This is a genomic window from Desulfobacterales bacterium, from assembly GCA_021647905.1.
GTDB lineage: Bacteria > Desulfobacterota > Desulfobulbia > Desulfobulbales > BM004 > JAKITW01.
This window is the reverse complement of sequence record JAKITW010000067.1, coordinates 1-16034: the sequence shown is the minus strand read 5'-3', so window position 1 is coordinate 16034 and position 16034 is coordinate 1. Positions and strand designations below refer to the sequence as shown.

The 16034-nt window shown below is 59.9% G+C and carries 13 protein-coding genes; 10 read left to right on the top strand and 3 right to left on the bottom strand.

What is annotated here, in order from left to right; all coding sequences use genetic code 11:
• Positions 1–94 precede the first annotated feature (94 nt).
• Both L3J03_10055 and L3J03_10050 read right to left on the bottom strand, forming a co-directional pair.
• Entirely contained in the window at positions 95–1084 is a 990-nt protein-coding gene (locus L3J03_10055) for a polyprenyl synthetase family protein (GenBank protein MCF6291322.1), read from the bottom strand.
• A gap of 115 nt (positions 1085–1199) precedes the next feature.
• On the bottom strand, positions 1200–3164 hold the full coding sequence (locus L3J03_10050; GenBank protein MCF6291321.1) for an ATP-dependent DNA helicase: 1965 nt from the start codon (positions 3162–3164) through the stop codon (positions 1200–1202).
• 257 nt (positions 3165–3421) lie between these two features.
• Between L3J03_10050 and L3J03_10045 the strand changes: the two genes are divergently transcribed.
• The gene (locus L3J03_10045) at positions 3422–3751 is read left to right on the top strand and encodes a hypothetical protein (protein MCF6291320.1); all 330 of its coding nucleotides are present in this window, start codon (positions 3422–3424) and stop codon (positions 3749–3751) included.
• Positions 3663–5657, top strand: coding sequence for a response regulator (locus L3J03_10040; protein ID MCF6291319.1), 1995 nt, complete (start codon positions 3663–3665; stop codon positions 5655–5657). Before L3J03_10045 ends, L3J03_10040 begins: the two co-directional genes overlap by 89 nt.
• 120 nt (positions 5658–5777) lie before the next feature.
• Here L3J03_10040 and L3J03_10035 read toward each other — a convergent pair whose 3' ends face one another.
• Positions 5778–7181, bottom strand: a complete 1404-nt coding sequence (locus tag L3J03_10035; GenBank protein MCF6291318.1) for an MFS transporter — start codon at positions 7179–7181, stop codon at positions 5778–5780.
• A 321-nt stretch (positions 7182–7502) separates the two neighbouring features.
• On the opposite strand from L3J03_10035, the gene uppP reads away from it, so the two are divergent.
• The 8 genes from uppP to can all read left to right on the top strand — a co-directional run bounded on the left by uppP (position 7503) and on the right by can (position 15862).
• Positions 7503–8312, top strand: coding sequence for an undecaprenyl-diphosphatase UppP (gene uppP, locus L3J03_10030; protein MCF6291317.1), 810 nt, complete (start codon positions 7503–7505; stop codon positions 8310–8312).
• A gap of 32 nt (positions 8313–8344) precedes the next feature.
• Positions 8345–9055 (top strand): bifunctional precorrin-2 dehydrogenase/sirohydrochlorin ferrochelatase, encoded by a 711-nt coding sequence (locus L3J03_10025; protein MCF6291316.1) that lies wholly within the window; start codon positions 8345–8347, stop codon positions 9053–9055.
• Positions 9052–9870 (top strand): c-type cytochrome biogenesis protein CcsB, encoded by an 819-nt coding sequence (ccsB, locus tag L3J03_10020; protein ID MCF6291315.1) that lies wholly within the window; start codon positions 9052–9054, stop codon positions 9868–9870. Before L3J03_10025 ends, ccsB begins: the two co-directional genes overlap by 4 nt.
• Positions 9860–11161: a glutamyl-tRNA reductase gene (hemA, locus tag L3J03_10015; protein MCF6291314.1), complete on the top strand. Its 1302-nt coding sequence runs from the start codon at positions 9860–9862 to the stop codon at positions 11159–11161. Before ccsB ends, hemA begins: the two co-directional genes overlap by 11 nt.
• Positions 11158–11673 (top strand): hypothetical protein, encoded by a 516-nt coding sequence (locus tag L3J03_10010; GenBank protein ID MCF6291313.1) that lies wholly within the window; start codon positions 11158–11160, stop codon positions 11671–11673. The genes hemA and L3J03_10010 overlap by 4 nt, the downstream gene beginning before the upstream one ends.
• A 113-nt stretch (positions 11674–11786) precedes the next feature.
• Positions 11787–12743: an alpha/beta hydrolase gene (locus L3J03_10005; protein MCF6291312.1), complete on the top strand. Its 957-nt coding sequence runs from the start codon at positions 11787–11789 to the stop codon at positions 12741–12743.
• Between the two features lie 141 nt (positions 12744–12884).
• Positions 12885–14888 (top strand): cation:proton antiporter, encoded by a 2004-nt coding sequence (locus tag L3J03_10000; GenBank protein ID MCF6291311.1) that lies wholly within the window; start codon positions 12885–12887, stop codon positions 14886–14888.
• A gap of 344 nt (positions 14889–15232) precedes the next feature.
• Positions 15233–15862 (top strand): carbonate dehydratase, encoded by a 630-nt coding sequence (can, locus tag L3J03_09995; GenBank protein ID MCF6291310.1) that lies wholly within the window; start codon positions 15233–15235, stop codon positions 15860–15862.
• Positions 15863–16034 lie beyond the last annotated feature (172 nt).

Genomic DNA, 16034 nt, shown 5'->3' with positions numbered 1-16034 from the left:
AAAAGAACGCGGCTGGGTTTTTTTTTCTTTACCCGGCGTTTTTTTCCAGCGGGCGTTTTTTTTTTGGGTTTTCCGGGCATGATGTTGTCGCGCCTTACTTTTCGCGGGTCAGAATGTAGCGGCCCAGGCTGGTGAGGATTTTTTTGACCGGCCCGGCCTCGGCCGAGGAAAAGATCTCCAGTTCGGTCAAGGCGCGTTCAATGTACTGCCCGGCCTGCTGCCGGGCCCGGGCAAATCCCTGGTATTTATTGATCAGCTCCCGGATCTCGGCCAGGGCCCGACGCCGTTCTTCGACCGGTCCGGCCAGCAGTCCCAGGACCCGGTCCTGTTCCTTGCCGGTGGCCCGGCCCAGGGCATGGATCAGGGGCAGGGTCATCTTGCATTCGCAGAAATCATTGCCCACCACCTTGCCGGTCTGTTGCGGATCTCCCTGGTAGTCAAGGAGATCGTCGATGATCTGAAAGGCGGTACCCAGGTTGGCGCCGTAGGAGCGCAGGGCGGTGATCCGTTCCTCGCCGGCCCTTGCAAAGATCGCCCCGGTCTCGCAGGCCGAGGCGATGAGCAGGGCGCTCTTGTTGTTGATTACCTGGAAGTAGTCATCCTCTGATTGATTGAAGTTGCGGGCGTTGGCCATCTGCAGGAGTTCGCCTTCCACCATTGCGCCGGTGGTATGGCTGATCAGTTCCAGGCAGCGGCTTTTGCACTGTAGTCCAAATAAAAACATGGCCCGGGCATGGAGAAAGTCCCCGGCCAGGATGGCCGCGCTGATACCCCATACACTGTTGACCGAGGGTTGGCCGCGCCGGGTGTCGGCATGGTCGATCACGTCGTCATGGAGCAGGGTGGCGGCGTGCAGGTACTCAAAGGCAATGGCCAGCTGGTAGAGATCATCGTCGTCCCGGTTGCAGATCCGGGCCGACAACACGCAGAGCAGGGGCCGGATCCGTTTGCCGCCGCTGAAGCTGGCATAATGAACGATCTCGGCGAGCAGGGTGTTGTTGATCACCGCCAGGTCGTTGCGCATGGTCTGGTCGATCCTGGTGATCTCCGGCTTGAGCAGGGCCAGCAGTTCTTCTCGGTTCACTCTCTTGGATCCTTTGTTGGCAAAGCAGGTTCAGGGCGGTCATGCCTGCGGCTGGTATTGGTCTGCACCATATATAATGCCGGCCCGGTTTGCCAAAGGTTTTTTAAGGGCCGGCTCACGGTTTGAAAAAATCCCGGGCCTCTTCCAGGCTGCGGGTCAGGGGGCTGGGCGGCAGGCCGGCCCGAAACAGCCGGCCGTAGCCGCGGGAAAACAGCCGGACATCCAGTATTGCCAACAGCCCCTGGTCGCTGGCGGAGCGGAGCAGGCGGCCCACCCCCTGGCGCAGGGCCAGGATCGCCCGGGGCACCTGGAGTTCGAAAAAGGGGTTGCCGCCCTCCTCTTTAATTCTGTTTATCCGGGCCATGATCACCGGGTCGCTGGGCACCTCAAAGGGCAGTTTGTCGATGATCACGCAGCTCAACGATTCACCGGGCACGTCGACCCCTTCCCAGAAACTGGCCACTGCCAGGAGTACGGAAAGGGTCTCGCGCTGAAATGATTCGAGCAGGACGTTTTTGGGGGCCTGGCCCTGGACCAGGAGCGGATAGGGCAGCCGTCCCTCCAGGAAGCGGTGGCACGCGGCCATGGCCGCCAGGCTGGTAAAGAGCACCAGGGCCCGGCCTTGGGAGGCAAGGAGCAGCTTTTCGATCTGTGCCCGGGCCGCCTTGGGAAAGCCGGGATCGCCCGGCTCGGGGAACCGGCCCGCCCGGCCGGAGTCCGGCACATAGAGCAGGGTGCGGCGGGCATGGTCAAAGGGCGAGGCCAGGCTGAGGGTTTCGGTGTCGGATTCGAGCCCCAGCCGTTGGAGAAAATAGGCGAAACTGTTGCCGGTTGACAGGGTGGCGGAGGTGAAGATCCCGCTTTTCACCGTGTCATACAGCGATTGCTGGAGCAGTTCGGCGATATCAACGGGCGAGGCGATCAGGGCCACGGACCGGTCCCGCCGTTCGCCCCAGCGGATAAACGAGTCATCCTGATCACGGTCCGGGGCCTGGGTGGTGATATCCAGCCGGTGGAGCAACTCGCCACAGCGTTGTTCCATGGCCGGCCACAGATCACCACTGGCGGCGATCCCCTTGATCCGTTCGCCCAGCCGCTGGAGGTGGGAGCGCAGTTCCAGCAGGGTGGGCGTCCAGTCCGGTTCGCGCGCAATCAGTTCCGCCAGACCGAACCGGCCCTTGTCCCGGGGGAAAAGGGCGGCAAATCGTTCGGTCTGCTTGGCCAGGGCCCGGGTCGCCTGGATCAATCGTTCCCGTCCCCGGCCGTCTGGTCCGTCCCCGGCCAGCCGCTCCAGGTCGCGGATCAGGTCCAGCAGCTGATACTGGCTGAAGCTGGCGCCGAAATGCGTAGTGGCCACTGATTCCAGGTGGTGGGCCTCGTCAAAGATCATTGACTCGTAGCGGGGCAGCACCTCGCCAAACCCGGTCCGTCGCAGGGCCAGGTCCGCGAAGAACAGGTGGTGGTTGACGATCAGCAGGCGGGAGGCGGCCGCCTTTTTCCGCAGCCGGGTCACGAAACACTCCGATTCCACCGGGCAACGGCTGCCCAGGCACTGGCTGGTGCTGGCGCTGATCTCCGGCCACAGGGGGGAGCTGTCGGCCAGCCAGGTCAGTTCGGCCCGGTCCCCGGTTTCGGTTTCCTCAAGCCATTCGGAAATGGCGGCCAGGGTGGTATCCTGGGCGAACAGCCGCTGCTGGGGAGTGGCCGCGGTCTGGTGAAAGCGATGCAGGCAGAGGTAGTTCTGCCGCCCCTTGACGCAGAGCGCGGTGAGCGTCGGGTCGATATGTTGGCGGATAAAGGGTATTTCCCGCTTGAGGATCTGTTCCTGGAGATTGAGGGTGTTGGTGGATATCACCACCCGCTGACCGGAGAGTACCGCCGGGACCAGGTAGGCCAGGGTCTTGCCGATCCCGGTCTCCGCCTCCACCGCCAGCATCCGGCCGTGGGGCCCGGCAAGGGTCTTGGCCACTGCCCCGGCCATCCGCTGCTGGCCGGGGCGGAACTCGTAATGGGGCAGGCGGCCGGCCAACAGCCCGTCCGGGGCAAAAATTTGATCAAGAAGTTTCCGGAGTGCAGACATCTCTTCCCTGGCAGGGGTTGGGGTTGGTCGAATCCCGGTCCGGTCTTGGCGGTCGGGAAAAAGATGGCGGCAGTGTATAGACTTTACCCTTTTTTTACAAGGGATTGGTTCTATCCTTTCAGCATCCTTGACGTAAACATTCAGTAACCCCCCTCCTGTCGGGAAAGGGGTCTTCTTATACCAACGGTGTAGCGGACCCTGAGCCGCGGCCGTGACGGCAAAAACGGAATTTAAAACAACTTCGGCAGGATATGCTTATGGATTCCGAATCGCCGTTGCGGCGAAGCGAGTTCCTGCTTGATAGCCTGTTTATGAACAGCCGGCCCTTCTCAATGGAGCGGCCGTTGGTAGAAGAAAACCCCTTTCCCGGTCCAACCTCAAACGTACGGGGTTTATCGAAACCTTACGCCTTGACAGGGCCGGGGAGATGGGATTTAGTTATCGCAAGATCTCGCCTCCTGGGACAGAATTCTATTCTACAGTGGGAATCCCCCATCCATGCGCCACGACACCCCGGTCCTGCACCAACACGCATCCCTGTCCATCGACGCCCTGCTCCGGCCCGGCGAGGCGGTGCTGATCGTTGATGACGACCAGATGATCCGGGAACCCCTGAAGATCTATCTCCAGGACCAGGGGCTGACCGTGCTTGAGGCCGGCACGGCCGATGAACTCCATCAACTCATCGCCAGCCACTCCATTGCCCTGGTGCTGCTCGACATCGGGCTGCCCGATGCCGACGGCCTGGAACTCCTGCCGCAACTGGTTGAGACCTATCCCGACCTGGCGGTGGTGATGCTTACCGGGGTTTCTGATCTCCATGTGGCCATGGAGTGTATCCGTAACGGCGCCGAGGACTACCTGGCCAAGCCGGTCCGGTTGGAGGAAATCCTGTTCGTGGTCCGCAAGGTCCTGGAACGGCGGCGGCTGATCTTTGAGAATTACCAGTATCAGGCCGATCTGGAGCAGGCCCGTTTCCGGATGCAGATCTTTCATCAGCTCTCCCTGAAGATGAACACCGCCTACCTGAGCACCGTCGAGCTTGATGAGATACTCCAGGCGATCCTGGTGGGGATTACCGCTGAGGAGGGACTCCGCTTCAACCGCGCCTTTCTCGCCCTGTTCAACGACCAGGGCACATTGCTTGAAGGGCGGCTGGCCATTGGCGCCGAATGCCGGGAAGAGGCGTCCAAGGTCTGGAACGAGATGCGGGAACAGCAACTGGGGTTCATGGACATTGTCCGCAACCTTAAGGAGACCTGTCTTGCCGGCGATGTCGGAGTCAACCATTTGATCCGCCGGTTGAAGCTGCCCCGGACCGCTGAAGATCATCTCCTGATCCAGGCGGCCCTGGAGCGGCGCAGCATCCTGGTGAGCAACGGATCCGCCGATGTGCCGGTGCCCCGGGAACTGATCGAACTGCTCGGTGAGGACAGTTTCGTGGTGGTGCCGCTTTTTTCGCCCAGCAAGTCACTGGGGGTGATCATTGCCGATCATTTCGTCACCCGGAAGCCGATCACCGTGGAGATGGTCTCGGCCCTGGAACTCTTTGCCAGTCAGGCCAGTCTCGCCATTGAGCACAGCCGTCTCTACGAGAACATGGAGAAGAAGATCGTTGAACTCAAGGAACTGACCGAGGAACTGGAAAAGAACAAGGACCTGCTGGTGGCGGCGGAGCGGTATTCGGCCCTGGGCCAGATGGCGGCCCAGTTGGTCCACGCCATCCGCAACCCGATCACCTCCATCGGCGGGGTGGCCCGGTTGCTGGCCAAACGGGTTACCGAGGAGAAATGGCAGAGGTACCTTGATCTGCTGGTCCGGGAGAGCGACCGGGTCGAGTCCACCTTGGACGAGTTGTTCAACTTTGTCCAGCAGACCGATCTGCAAAAGGCGCCGGTTTCATTCAATGAACTGGTGCTCAAGACCGTGCTGCTTCTTCAGCCTGCCATGGAAAAGCAGCATATTACCTCGGTGTTCGACCTGCCCGAGCCGGGGCTGGTCCTGGAGCTGGACGGGGCCCGGATCCGGCAGAGTATTCTGCAGCTGGTAAAGAACAGCATCGAGGCCATGCCCAATGGCGGCCAGTTGACCATCTCCGCCCGACAGGAGGATGGCTGGGTCCAACTCACCATTAGCGACAGCGGCATTGGATTCCCGGCCGGTTATCTGGAAAAGGCCACTGATCCCTTTTTCACCACCAAGACCTATGGCACCGGACTCGGGCTTACCATGGTGGAACGGGCCGTCCAGGCCCATGGCGGCACCTTTGCCCTGCACAGCCGGGAAGGCGCCGGCACCGAGGCCCTGATCCGGCTGCCGGTTCAGGGGACAGAGGACAGGGGACAGGGGACAGAGGACAGAGGACAGAAGACAGAGGACAGAGGACAGAAGACAGAGGACAGAGGACAGAAGACAGAGGACAGAGGACAGAAGACAGAGGACAGAGGACAGAGGACAGAAGACAGAAAAAAAACAGAGGACAATAGATGGTGAAAAAAATATTTGTTAATGATGGCAGGATGTTATAATTTTTCACTATTCACTATTCACTATTCACTATTCACGTAAAAATTCACCTCTCTTCCAGCCGGCCGCTGTCCCGTGCCGGGCGAATCAATACCTTCTTCTTGCCTTGAGCGGCCCGCGCAGCCAGGAGGCCAGCATGCTGGCCACTCCGATGGCGGTTGTGGTCAGAAACGAGGCCTTAAGCGCGGTCATGAAGGATTGGACGTGTTGCGGGCCAAAGTCCTTCAGATCCAGCCCGCCGGTATTCAGCCCGAAATAAAGTGAAAATATCAGCCCGGCCTGGGCCACGCCGAGAAGCATGCCCAGGTTCCGGGCCGTGGCCAGCAGCCCGGCCGACACCCCGGTCTTGCTGCTGTCCACATTGGCCAGCACCGAGGCGCTGTTAGGGGAAAGGAAAAGGGCCTGGCCGCAGCCGAGCAGGGAGAGGTGCAGGGCCACGCTCAAGGGATGGGTCTGGGCCGAGAGTCCGGTCAACAGCAGCAGCCCGGCGGTGCTGGTGGTAAGTCCCAGGGTGGTCAGGAACCGCGCCGATACATAGTCGGAGAGCCAGCCGGCCAGCGGGGCGACCACCAGTACCGATACCGGGATGGCCATCATCACCAGTCCGATCCGCAAGGCCGGCAGCCCCTGGACCCGGTCAAGATAAAAGGGGATCAGGATGATCACTGAAAAGAGGACGGTAAAGGAGAGCAGGGCGCTGAGCAGGGCCGCGCTGAAGAATCTCTTTTTTAACAATCCCAGGGGCAGGATCGGGTCAACCGCACCGTTTTCATGTCTGATAAAGAGGAAAAGGGCGATGATGCTGAATCCGACCAGGGGAATAATGGCAAGGGCGGAGTCAATCGTGGTGGCCAGGACCAGCGGCGCCAGGAACAGGACCCAGGCTGCACTGCCGACCAGGTCAAGACCCCGGTCCGGCCGCGCTGTTCCTTCTCGGGGCAGGACGAACAGGGCCAGCCCGGAACAGAGCAGGCCGATGGGCGCGGTAACAAAAAATATCCCCCGCCAGGAGATATATTCGATCAGCAGCCCGCCCAGGAAGGGGCCGGCCATCAGGCCGCCGGACACCGCGATTCCGATCAGGCCCAGGCTGCGGCCCAGCCGGTCGACCGGGGTGGAATCCTTGACCAGGGCCGGCCCGGTGGCCATCATCATTGCCGCGCCGATGGCCTGGAAGAAGCGGGAGCAGACCAGCCAGCCGATATGGGGGGCCAGGGAACAGACCAGCGAGGCCGTGCCGAAGAGCAGCATCCCGGCCGGGTAGATCCGGCCCCGGCCCACCCGGTCGGCAACATGGCCCCAGAAGAGGAGACTGCTGGTGATGGTGAGCAGGTAGATCATCACCACCCACTGGGTGAGCACCAGGGAGCTGTGGAACTCGTTCATGATCGCCGGCAGGGCGACATTGATCATGCTGCTGTCCAGGGTGGACATGAACACACCAGTTGCCACCACGGCAAAGACCTGCCAGCTGTTGCCTGTTTTTTTCACATTTCCGCCTTTTATTCCATTGAGGCCCGGGCTCTTTTCCTGCTTTGTCACCTGCTGCAAAATGCCATAGTTTTCCGGCAAGGGCAACAGGGGAATAACAGGGGCCAGCCAGGGCAACATGCTTGATTTAATGGGCCGGGACGGGTATTGTGTCCGACTGTTATACTGGGACGGGATCACCGGGCAACGGGGTAACCAAAACAACTGTAGGGGGGAAACGCTGGTTTCCCCCTGAATTTTATTTGGAGCAGAGCCGGTCTTGTTATGAAGAAGCTTGTCAGCACTCAACTCCTTGTCCGGTAAGGTTTTATAAAAGAGAGGATGAATTTCCATAACTCCATTCTGTTAGGGCTGTTACAGGGTACCACCGAGTTTCTGCCGGTGTCCAGTTCCGCCCATCTGGTACTGGCCGAACTGCTGATCAACGAGCCCCATGTCGGACTGGCCTATGACGTGGCCCTGCACATGGGCACCCTGGTCGGGCTGGTGGTATATTTTTTTCAGGATTTTCTCCAGATGGCCAGGTTTCTGCTCCCCGGCAATAACGGTGCGCAGGAGGCCCGGCGGTTTTATCGGCAACTGGCCGGCTTCATCGTGCTGGGCACGGTGCCGGCGGTGTTTTTCGGGCTGCTCTGGGGCAAGGAGGTGGAATCGCTCTTGCGGGCGCCGCTGCCCATTGCCGCGGCCCTGGCCGGCGGCGGCCTGTTGCTGGTCATTGCCGAACAATACGGCCGCCGGCTGCGGCCGATGAATCAGCTGCGGCTCATCGATTCCTTGCTGATCGGCTTATCCCAGGCCCTGGCGATCATGCCCGGGGTGTCGCGCAGCGGGATCACCATCACCGCCGGGCTGTTTCTCGGGCTGGAGCGGAAGGCCGCGGCCCGGTTCTCCTTTCTCCTGTCCGCGCCGGTGATTCTCGGCGCCGGGGTCTATCACCTGCCCGGCCTGTTAAAGGAGGAATGGCTCCCGGGACAGCTCGGTTTTTATCTGGTCGGGTTTCTGGCCGCCGCGGTGTCAGGGTATTTCTGCATCGCCTTTTTGATCCGCTTTGTCCAGACCCGGTCCCTGGCGGTTTTTGCCTATTACCGGTTCGCCCTGGCCGGCCTGATCGTGCTGTTGCTCGCCCTTTAACTTAACAGGACATGGGCATGGGGTAAGAGAATATGAAATATTATCCGGTTTCATTGGACCTTGAGGGGCGTCGCTGTCTGGTGATCGGCGGCGGCCGGGTCGCGGCCCGCAAGATTCGCGGGATCATCGCCTGCGGGGCCCGGGTTACGGTGGTCAGCCCGGGGCTTACCCCCGAGTTGGCCGCCATGGCCGCGGCCGGGGATCTTGTCTGGCGGCAGCGTTCCTACGGGGAAGGGGATCTGGCCGGCTTTTTTCTGGTTATCGCGGCCACCGATGACCAGCAGGTCCAGGAGCAGGTCCATGAAGAGGCCGGGCGACTGGGGGTACTCCTTAATGTGGCTGATGTGCCGCGCTACTGTAATTTCATCCTGCCAGCCACGGTGCGCCGGGGCGACCTGAGTGTTTCCATCTCCACCGGCGGCAAGAGTCCGGCCCTGGCCCGGGCCCTGCGCCTGGAACTTGAAAAATACCTTGGCGACGAATATGGACTGCTGGTGGAGATTCTCGGGGAGCTGCGGCCGGCGGTTCTGGCCGCGGGCCGTTCCCAGCAGGATAACGAAAAACTGTTTTCGCGGATGGTCGGGCAAGAGGTTCTGGCCTGGATTCGCGCCAATGACTGGGACCGGCTTGAGGCCCATGTCCGCGCCCTGCTCCAGGAGGCCGGGATCGATGTTGCGGGTATTGAAAAGCTCCGGGGGTTGACGACTGTCCGGAAACAGGATGAAGGGAGATCGGATCAATGAGCTATCTTCTCTTTCAGGTTACGCTGTTTGTTTATATCCTTTCCACCGCGGCCTATGCGGTTTATTTTTATTCCCAGCGCAAGGAGATCCGCGCCATTGCCCGGGCAATCCTGGTCAGCGCCGGGGTCCTCCATACCGTCTATCTGGCGGCCCGCTATATTGAGGCCGGCCATACCCCGCTCACCAGCCACCACGAGACCGTCTCTTTTTTCGCCTGGTCCCTGACCTGGGGCTATCTTTCGTTTCACTGGCGCTACAACGTCCGTAACTTCGGCACCTTTGTCAGCCCGTTGATTACGGTTCTGATGCTGATCGCCGCCTTTTCCTCGCGGGAGATCGTGCCGTTGCCGCCGGCCTTAAGGAGCGGCTGGCTGCCCTTCCACGCCAGCGTCGCGATCATGGCCAACGCATTCCTGGCCCTGGCCTTTTGCGGCGGCCTGATGTATCTGCTCCAGGAACGGGAACTGAAAAAGAAACGGTTCGGCCTGTTTTACAGCCGTCTGCCTTCCCTGGAGGCCCTGGACGCCCTGAACCAGCATTGCCTGGCCGTGGGTTTCCCGCTGCTCACCCTGGGGATCATTACCGGTTCGATCTGGGCCAAGCAGGCCTGGGGCGCCTACTGGCAGTGGGACCCCAAGGAGACCTGGTCGTTGATTACCTGGTTTCTCTATGCGGCCCTGCTCCATCAGCGGTTCACTGTGGGCTGGCGCGGCCGGAGGGCCGCGATCATGGCGATTATCGGCTTTTCCGCCGCCCTGTTCACCCTGTGGGGGGTGACCTGTTTTATGGGGGGGGTACACGCCTATGTCGGTTGACCGAATCTACATTCTCGGGGTCAACCATAAGACCGCCCCGGTGGAGATTCGCGAGCGCCTGGCCTTTACCGGCGATCCGGGCCTCCCCTACCGGGAACTCAAGGTGATCCCGGGCTGCGAGGAGTTCTGTTTCCTCTCCACCTGTAACCGGGTCGAGGTGATCTTTGTCTCCTCCCAGGGCGGGAAAACCGAGCGCAGGATCCGCGAGTTTCTCTTTGCCGGCCGGATGTCCTACCAGGAGGCGGGTAAATACGTCTATCTCCACCAGGGCGAGGCCGCCCTGAGTCATATGTTCCGGGTGGGGGCCGGGCTGGACTCAATGGTGATGGGCGAGCCCCAGATCCTGGGCCAGCTCAAGGATGCCTACCGCAACGCCACTGAGCAGAAATGTACCGGCCTGGTCCTGAACCGGTTGATGCACAAGGCCTTTTCCGTGGCCAAGCGGATCCGTACCGAGACCGGGATCGGCTCCAGCGCGGTTTCCATCAGTTACGCGGCCGTGGAACTGGCCAAAAAGATTTTCGGTAACCTGAAGCACAGGAAAGTACTCCTGGTCGGGGCCGGCGAGATGGCGGAACTGGCGGCCCAGCACCTGGCCAGCCAGGGGGTCGACGAGGTGATCGTGGCCAACCGCACCTTTGCGCGGGCAGTGAAGATGGCCCGCTCCTTCAACGGCTCGGCCGTGGCCTTTGACGAGTTGGTGGAGGAACTGGCCCGGGTCGACATCCTGATCAGCTCCACTGGCGCGCCCGGTCTGATCCTGATGAAGGACCAGGTCAAGCCGATGATGCGTAAGCGGCGCAACAGCCCCCTGTTCCTGATCGATATCGCCGTGCCCCGGGACCTTGATCCCAGGCTGAACGACCTGGACAATGTCTATCTCTACGGGATCGACGATCTCCAGAACGTGGTGGAGATCAACAGGTCGGAACGGGACCGGGAGGCGGTGCGGGCCGAGCGGATCGTTACCGAGGAGACGTTGAAGTTCACCCTCTGGCTGGGCAGCATCGAGATCAACCCCACCATTATCGACCTGCGCGCCAAGGTCGAAAAACTCCGGGACGCGGAGCTGGCCAAGACCATGGCCAATCTCGGCAACCTGTCGGACAGGCAACGCAAGGCAGTGGAGGTCCTGGCCAACTCCCTGGTCAACAAGATGCTCCACCACCCGATCCAGTATCTCAAGCAGGAGGGGCCGGTGGCGGACAAACGGACCAGGATCGATACGGTGCGCATGCTCTTCGGCCTGGACCCCGACCGGTCGAGCCACCGCGATCCAGACTCCAAATGAGTACCAGCCCCTCTGATTTCGACCTGGCCGCGCTTCTCGAAGAGGAGACCCTGATCATCCGCCACGGCGGCGAGATCCCGGAGATCGCCTTTCACGGCAGCCTCTACTATCTCTGCCATGACCCGGAGGGGCCGGGCCTGACCCTGACCGAGATTGACCTTGAACCGCTCAAGCAGGCGGTTATTGCCCGGTATTGCGAAATCATCCACCGGGACCTGGAGCCGGACAACCGCGACAAGTCGATCTACCGGGGCCTGGCCCGCTGCCTGGCCAACTGGCAGCGGCTCAGGACCTTTCTGACTCGGCACCAGCTGATGCTGCCCGCGGATCTCCGGGCCGATACCGCCCGGGCCCTTGCCTCCTTTCTGGGCCGGGAACACCGCGACGTGACCTCGGGCCGGCGCAAACCGTGCATCAACTGTTCAGCCGTTGAGCTGCACGGGTTTGTGCAACTCCTGGGGCTGGACCCGGCCGAACTGCCTCCTGGCTGGCGCGACCTCTGCTGTAAGTGATCCCGGGCATCGGCGCGGTAACGGGTTACAATGGCCAGCGGTCCGGAGTGCGTGGTGCGGTATTGCTGATTTGTAACTGGACATGAACATAAAAGAAGGGCAAAAGGAAGTTGATGGAACTTGACCTGAACCTGATACCGGGCCGGGCCGGGATGCCGGCCGTGATCCTGATCCACGGCCTGGGCATGAACCGGCATTTCTGGCGGGATGCGGCCCAATGCCAGGCCCTGGGCGGACTGGGACCGTTGACCATGTTTCTCGCCGGTCCGCCGGCCGAGGATGAACAGCGGCTGTTCTCCACCGGCACTCCGGACCCGGAGTTGACCGGCCTGGGCGATCGGCTGCGGGAAGAGGGTTTTTCACTGGCCTCCTGGAGTCAGCAGGACCCCCTGGGGCCGGCCGGTCCGGCGCTCAAGGAACTGGACCAGGTGGTGCATACCGTGGCCGAGACCTGGCCGGGCACGGAAATATTTCTGCTCGGCCATAGCCGGGGCGGGGTGCTGGCCCGCAAGTATCTGCTCGAACATGATAATCCCGCCATTGCCGGGCTGGTTACCATCTGCAGCCCCCATAACGGCACCCGCCTGGCCGGTTATGCCGACTTTCTCCGGCCAATGGGCGGGATGTTGGAAAAGATCCTGCCGGTCGAAGCCAACGGGTCGATTGCGCTGGCCATGAAACGGTTTGTCGATTTCCTCAAGACCCCGGCGACCAGCGAACTCCAACCCGGGTCACCATTTCTGGCCGACCTGGCCCGGCCGCTGCCCGAACAACTGCGCCTGCTTTCATTCGGCGGCACCGATCCGGCCCTGCTCAGGCTTTTTGTCAGGGCAGGGATGGATTCCCCATGGAAGGAACTGGACCCGGCCGAACTCCTGGCCCGGGCAATCCCGGCCGGCCGTCTGCCGGTGGAACTGACACCCCGGGCCGGCGACGGACTGGTGGCCGCAACCTCGGCGGTCCTGCCCGGCGCCAGCCATCACAACATCCATCGCAACCACGTGGGCGTGGCCTTCAGCCCCGGGGTCCAGCAACGGATTGTCGATTTCCTGAACAGAGCCCTTTATTAATGAATTGACCCTTGCCGCTCTGTAACGTATTTTATATAAAAACAAGCCGGGCCATAAGGATCAAAGCATGCTATTTGATTGAGGGCTGCCGGCTGAACGTGCCGACGGGTCCGGGCCAGTGCAACAAGGGTAACCTGGGATATGGAAATACCGCTGCTGAACGACATCGTCATTATCTTCGGACTGGCTGTTGCGGTTCTCTTTATCTGCCATCGACTTCATGTGCCGGCGGTGGTGGGATTCCTCCTCACCGGGATATTCGTCGGGCCTTACGGGTTCGGGCTGGTAAAGGCGGTCCACGAAGTCGAGATGTTTGCCGAGGTCGGGATTGTTTTATTACTTTTCACCATTGGCATCGAGTTCTCGCTGGAAAGGCTGCTGCAGATCAGGAAGTCCGTCCTGCTGGGCGGGTCGATCCAGGTGTTGCTCACCTTTGGGGCCACCTTTTTTATCGCCAGCCGGTTGTTCGGCCAGGCCTTTGGCGAGGCGGTCTTTCTCGGTTTTCTGGTGTCCTTGAGCAGCACGGCGATTGTCCTCAAACTGATCCAGGAAAGGGCTGAAGTCGACAGTCCCCAGGGGCGCACCACCCTCGGCATCCTGATCTTCCAGGACATTATCATCGTGCCGATGATCCTGATCACCCCGCTGCTGGCCGGGGCAACCGGGAATCTGGGCGAATCCGTGCTTGTTCTTCTTGCCAAGGGGCTTGGAATCATCGGCCTGGTCTTTGTCAGCGCGAAATGGATCGTGCCCCGGTTATTGTATCAAATCGCCCGAACCCGGAGCCAGGAACTCTTCATTCTGAGCATTGTGGTAATTTGTCTGGCAGTTGCGTGGACAACCGCCAGCGCGGGACTTTCCCTGGCCCTGGGCGCTTTCCTGGCCGGCCTGATCATTTCCGAATCCGAGTACAGCCATCAGGCGCTCGGCAATATCCTGCCCTTCCGGGATGTCTTCACCAGCCTCTTTTTTGTTTCCATCGGCATGCTGCTGGACGTGGGCTTCCTTTTCCGGCAACCGGGAACCATTGCCTTGATCGCCCTGGGAATTCTGCTTTTAAAATCCATCATTGCCTGTTTCGCAACGGTTTTGTTGGGATTCCCGCTTCGCATTGCAATTCTGGTCGGTCTTGCCCTCGGCCAGGTTGGTGAATTCTCTTTCATTCTATCCAGGACCGGGGTTGAACATGGCTTGCTTGCCGGGGATACCTATCAGATGTTTCTGGCCTTTTCCGTGCTCAGCATGGCGGCAACACCGTTCATCATAACCCTGGCGCCACGCGCGGCCGATGTTATCCTGCGGTTGCCGCTGCCGCAGAGGTTGGTAGCGGGTTTTTATCCTGTTCCGGAGATAAAGGCTGAGACCAAAAAAGACCACCTGATCATAATCGGCTTCGGGGTCAACGGCAGAAACGTGGCCCGGGCCGCGCGCCTGTCAGGTATCCCCTATGCAGTCATTGAAATGAACCCTGAAACCGTGCGGGACGAACAGGCACAAGGGGAGCCGATTTGTTATGGCGATTCAACCCAGGAGGTGGTGCTTGAGCACGCAAACATCAGGGATGCGAGAATCGTTGTAACCGCGATCAATGATCCGGCAACGACCCGCAGGATCACCGAGATCATCCGGAGACTCAATCCCAGGGTTCATTTGATTGTACGGAGCCGTTATCTCCAGGAGATGAAGCCCCTGTATGAACTGGGAGCCGACGAGGTGATTCCGGAGGAGTTTGAGACCTCGGTGGAGATTTTCACCCGGGTTCTGGCCAAATACCTTGTCCCACGGGATGAGATCGAAAGGCTTGTCGCTGAAATACGGTCGGACGGTTACGAAATGTTCCGCAGCCTTTCCAATGAGTCGTCGGCTCTTTCCGACCTGAGCCTTCAACTTCCCGATATTGAAATCAGTACGTTGCGGGTTGTTGAAGGATCACCCCTGGTCGGCAAAAGTCTGGCTGAAACCGAGTTGAGAAAGAAGTATGGGGTTACCGTGCTGGCAATCCGGCGAAACTCGAAAATATTATCCAACCCGGAGGTGAACATGCCCTTTTATGACAATGATCTGCTTTTTGTCCTTGGACCGCCGGACCGGGTTGCCGAGGTCGCTGGTTTATCCCAGAACCCGGAAACAGGGGACCCTGGTTAATGATTTCAATATTTCAGGCAGTGATCAGCACAATTTTTCGTCTCAGGCGGACATGTCCCAAATGTAAGAGAGACCAGCTTGTTCCGGCGAGCAAAAAACTGAAAACCATGCCGTGTAAATTCTGTGGCGCGGATATCCCGCCCCGCAGGTAGCAGCCATGGCATCCAGGGTCCCGCGCCAGCCGCTTAAATAAACCCGACAACATTGTCGGTCTCGCAACAACCCGCTCGACGGACGTGATTCGTCTTGTAACTTGTTGATTTTATTGGGTGGCATTTGAAGCCTTTCGGGTTGTTACGAGTTCATCAACATTGACCCCGGCGTTATCCGGAAAAAACAACACCATGCGAATCCTGAACAACCTTTTTGAGCAGAACAAGAAATGGGCGGCAAAGGTAAAAGAGACTGATCCTGATTTTTTCTTGAACCTTGCCAGACAACAGAACCCTGAATACCTGTGGATCGGCTGTTCGGACAGCCGGGTGCCGGCCAACCAGATTGTTGACATGCTGCCGGGCCGGATATTCGTCCACCGGAATATTGCCAATCTGGTGGTCCATACGGATCTGAACTGCCTGTCGGTTATTCAATACGCGGTTGAGGTCTTAAAAGTAAAACATATCATTGTCTGCGGCCATTACGGTTGCGGCGGCATTCAGGCGGCCATGGGGAACAAGGAGCACGGGTTGATCGACAACTGGCTCCAGACCATCAAAGACGTGTATCGCCGGCACCGGGCCGGAATCGAGGCGCTTGGAACCGAAAGAGAAAAAATTGATTTACTCTGTGAACTCAATGTGATTGAACAGGTCGCCAATATATGCCGGACAACAGTTGTCCGGGGTGCCTGGAAGTCAGGCCAGGAACTGGCGGTTCATGGCTGGATCTACGGCATTGAAGACGGGATATTAAAAGATCTGGATGTCTGCATCACCAGCCTGGATGAAATCTCCCGGGTTGAGCAGATAAAATAGCACGCCGGATACCCGGTAATCCCATAAATCAGCAGGGCTGGACCAGTAAACATTCAGTAAACCCCCTCCTGTTGGGAAAGGGGTCTTCTTGTACCAACGGCCGCTCCATTGAGAAGGGCTGGCTGTTCATAAACAGGTTATCAAGCAGGAACTCGCTTCGCCGCGGCGGCGA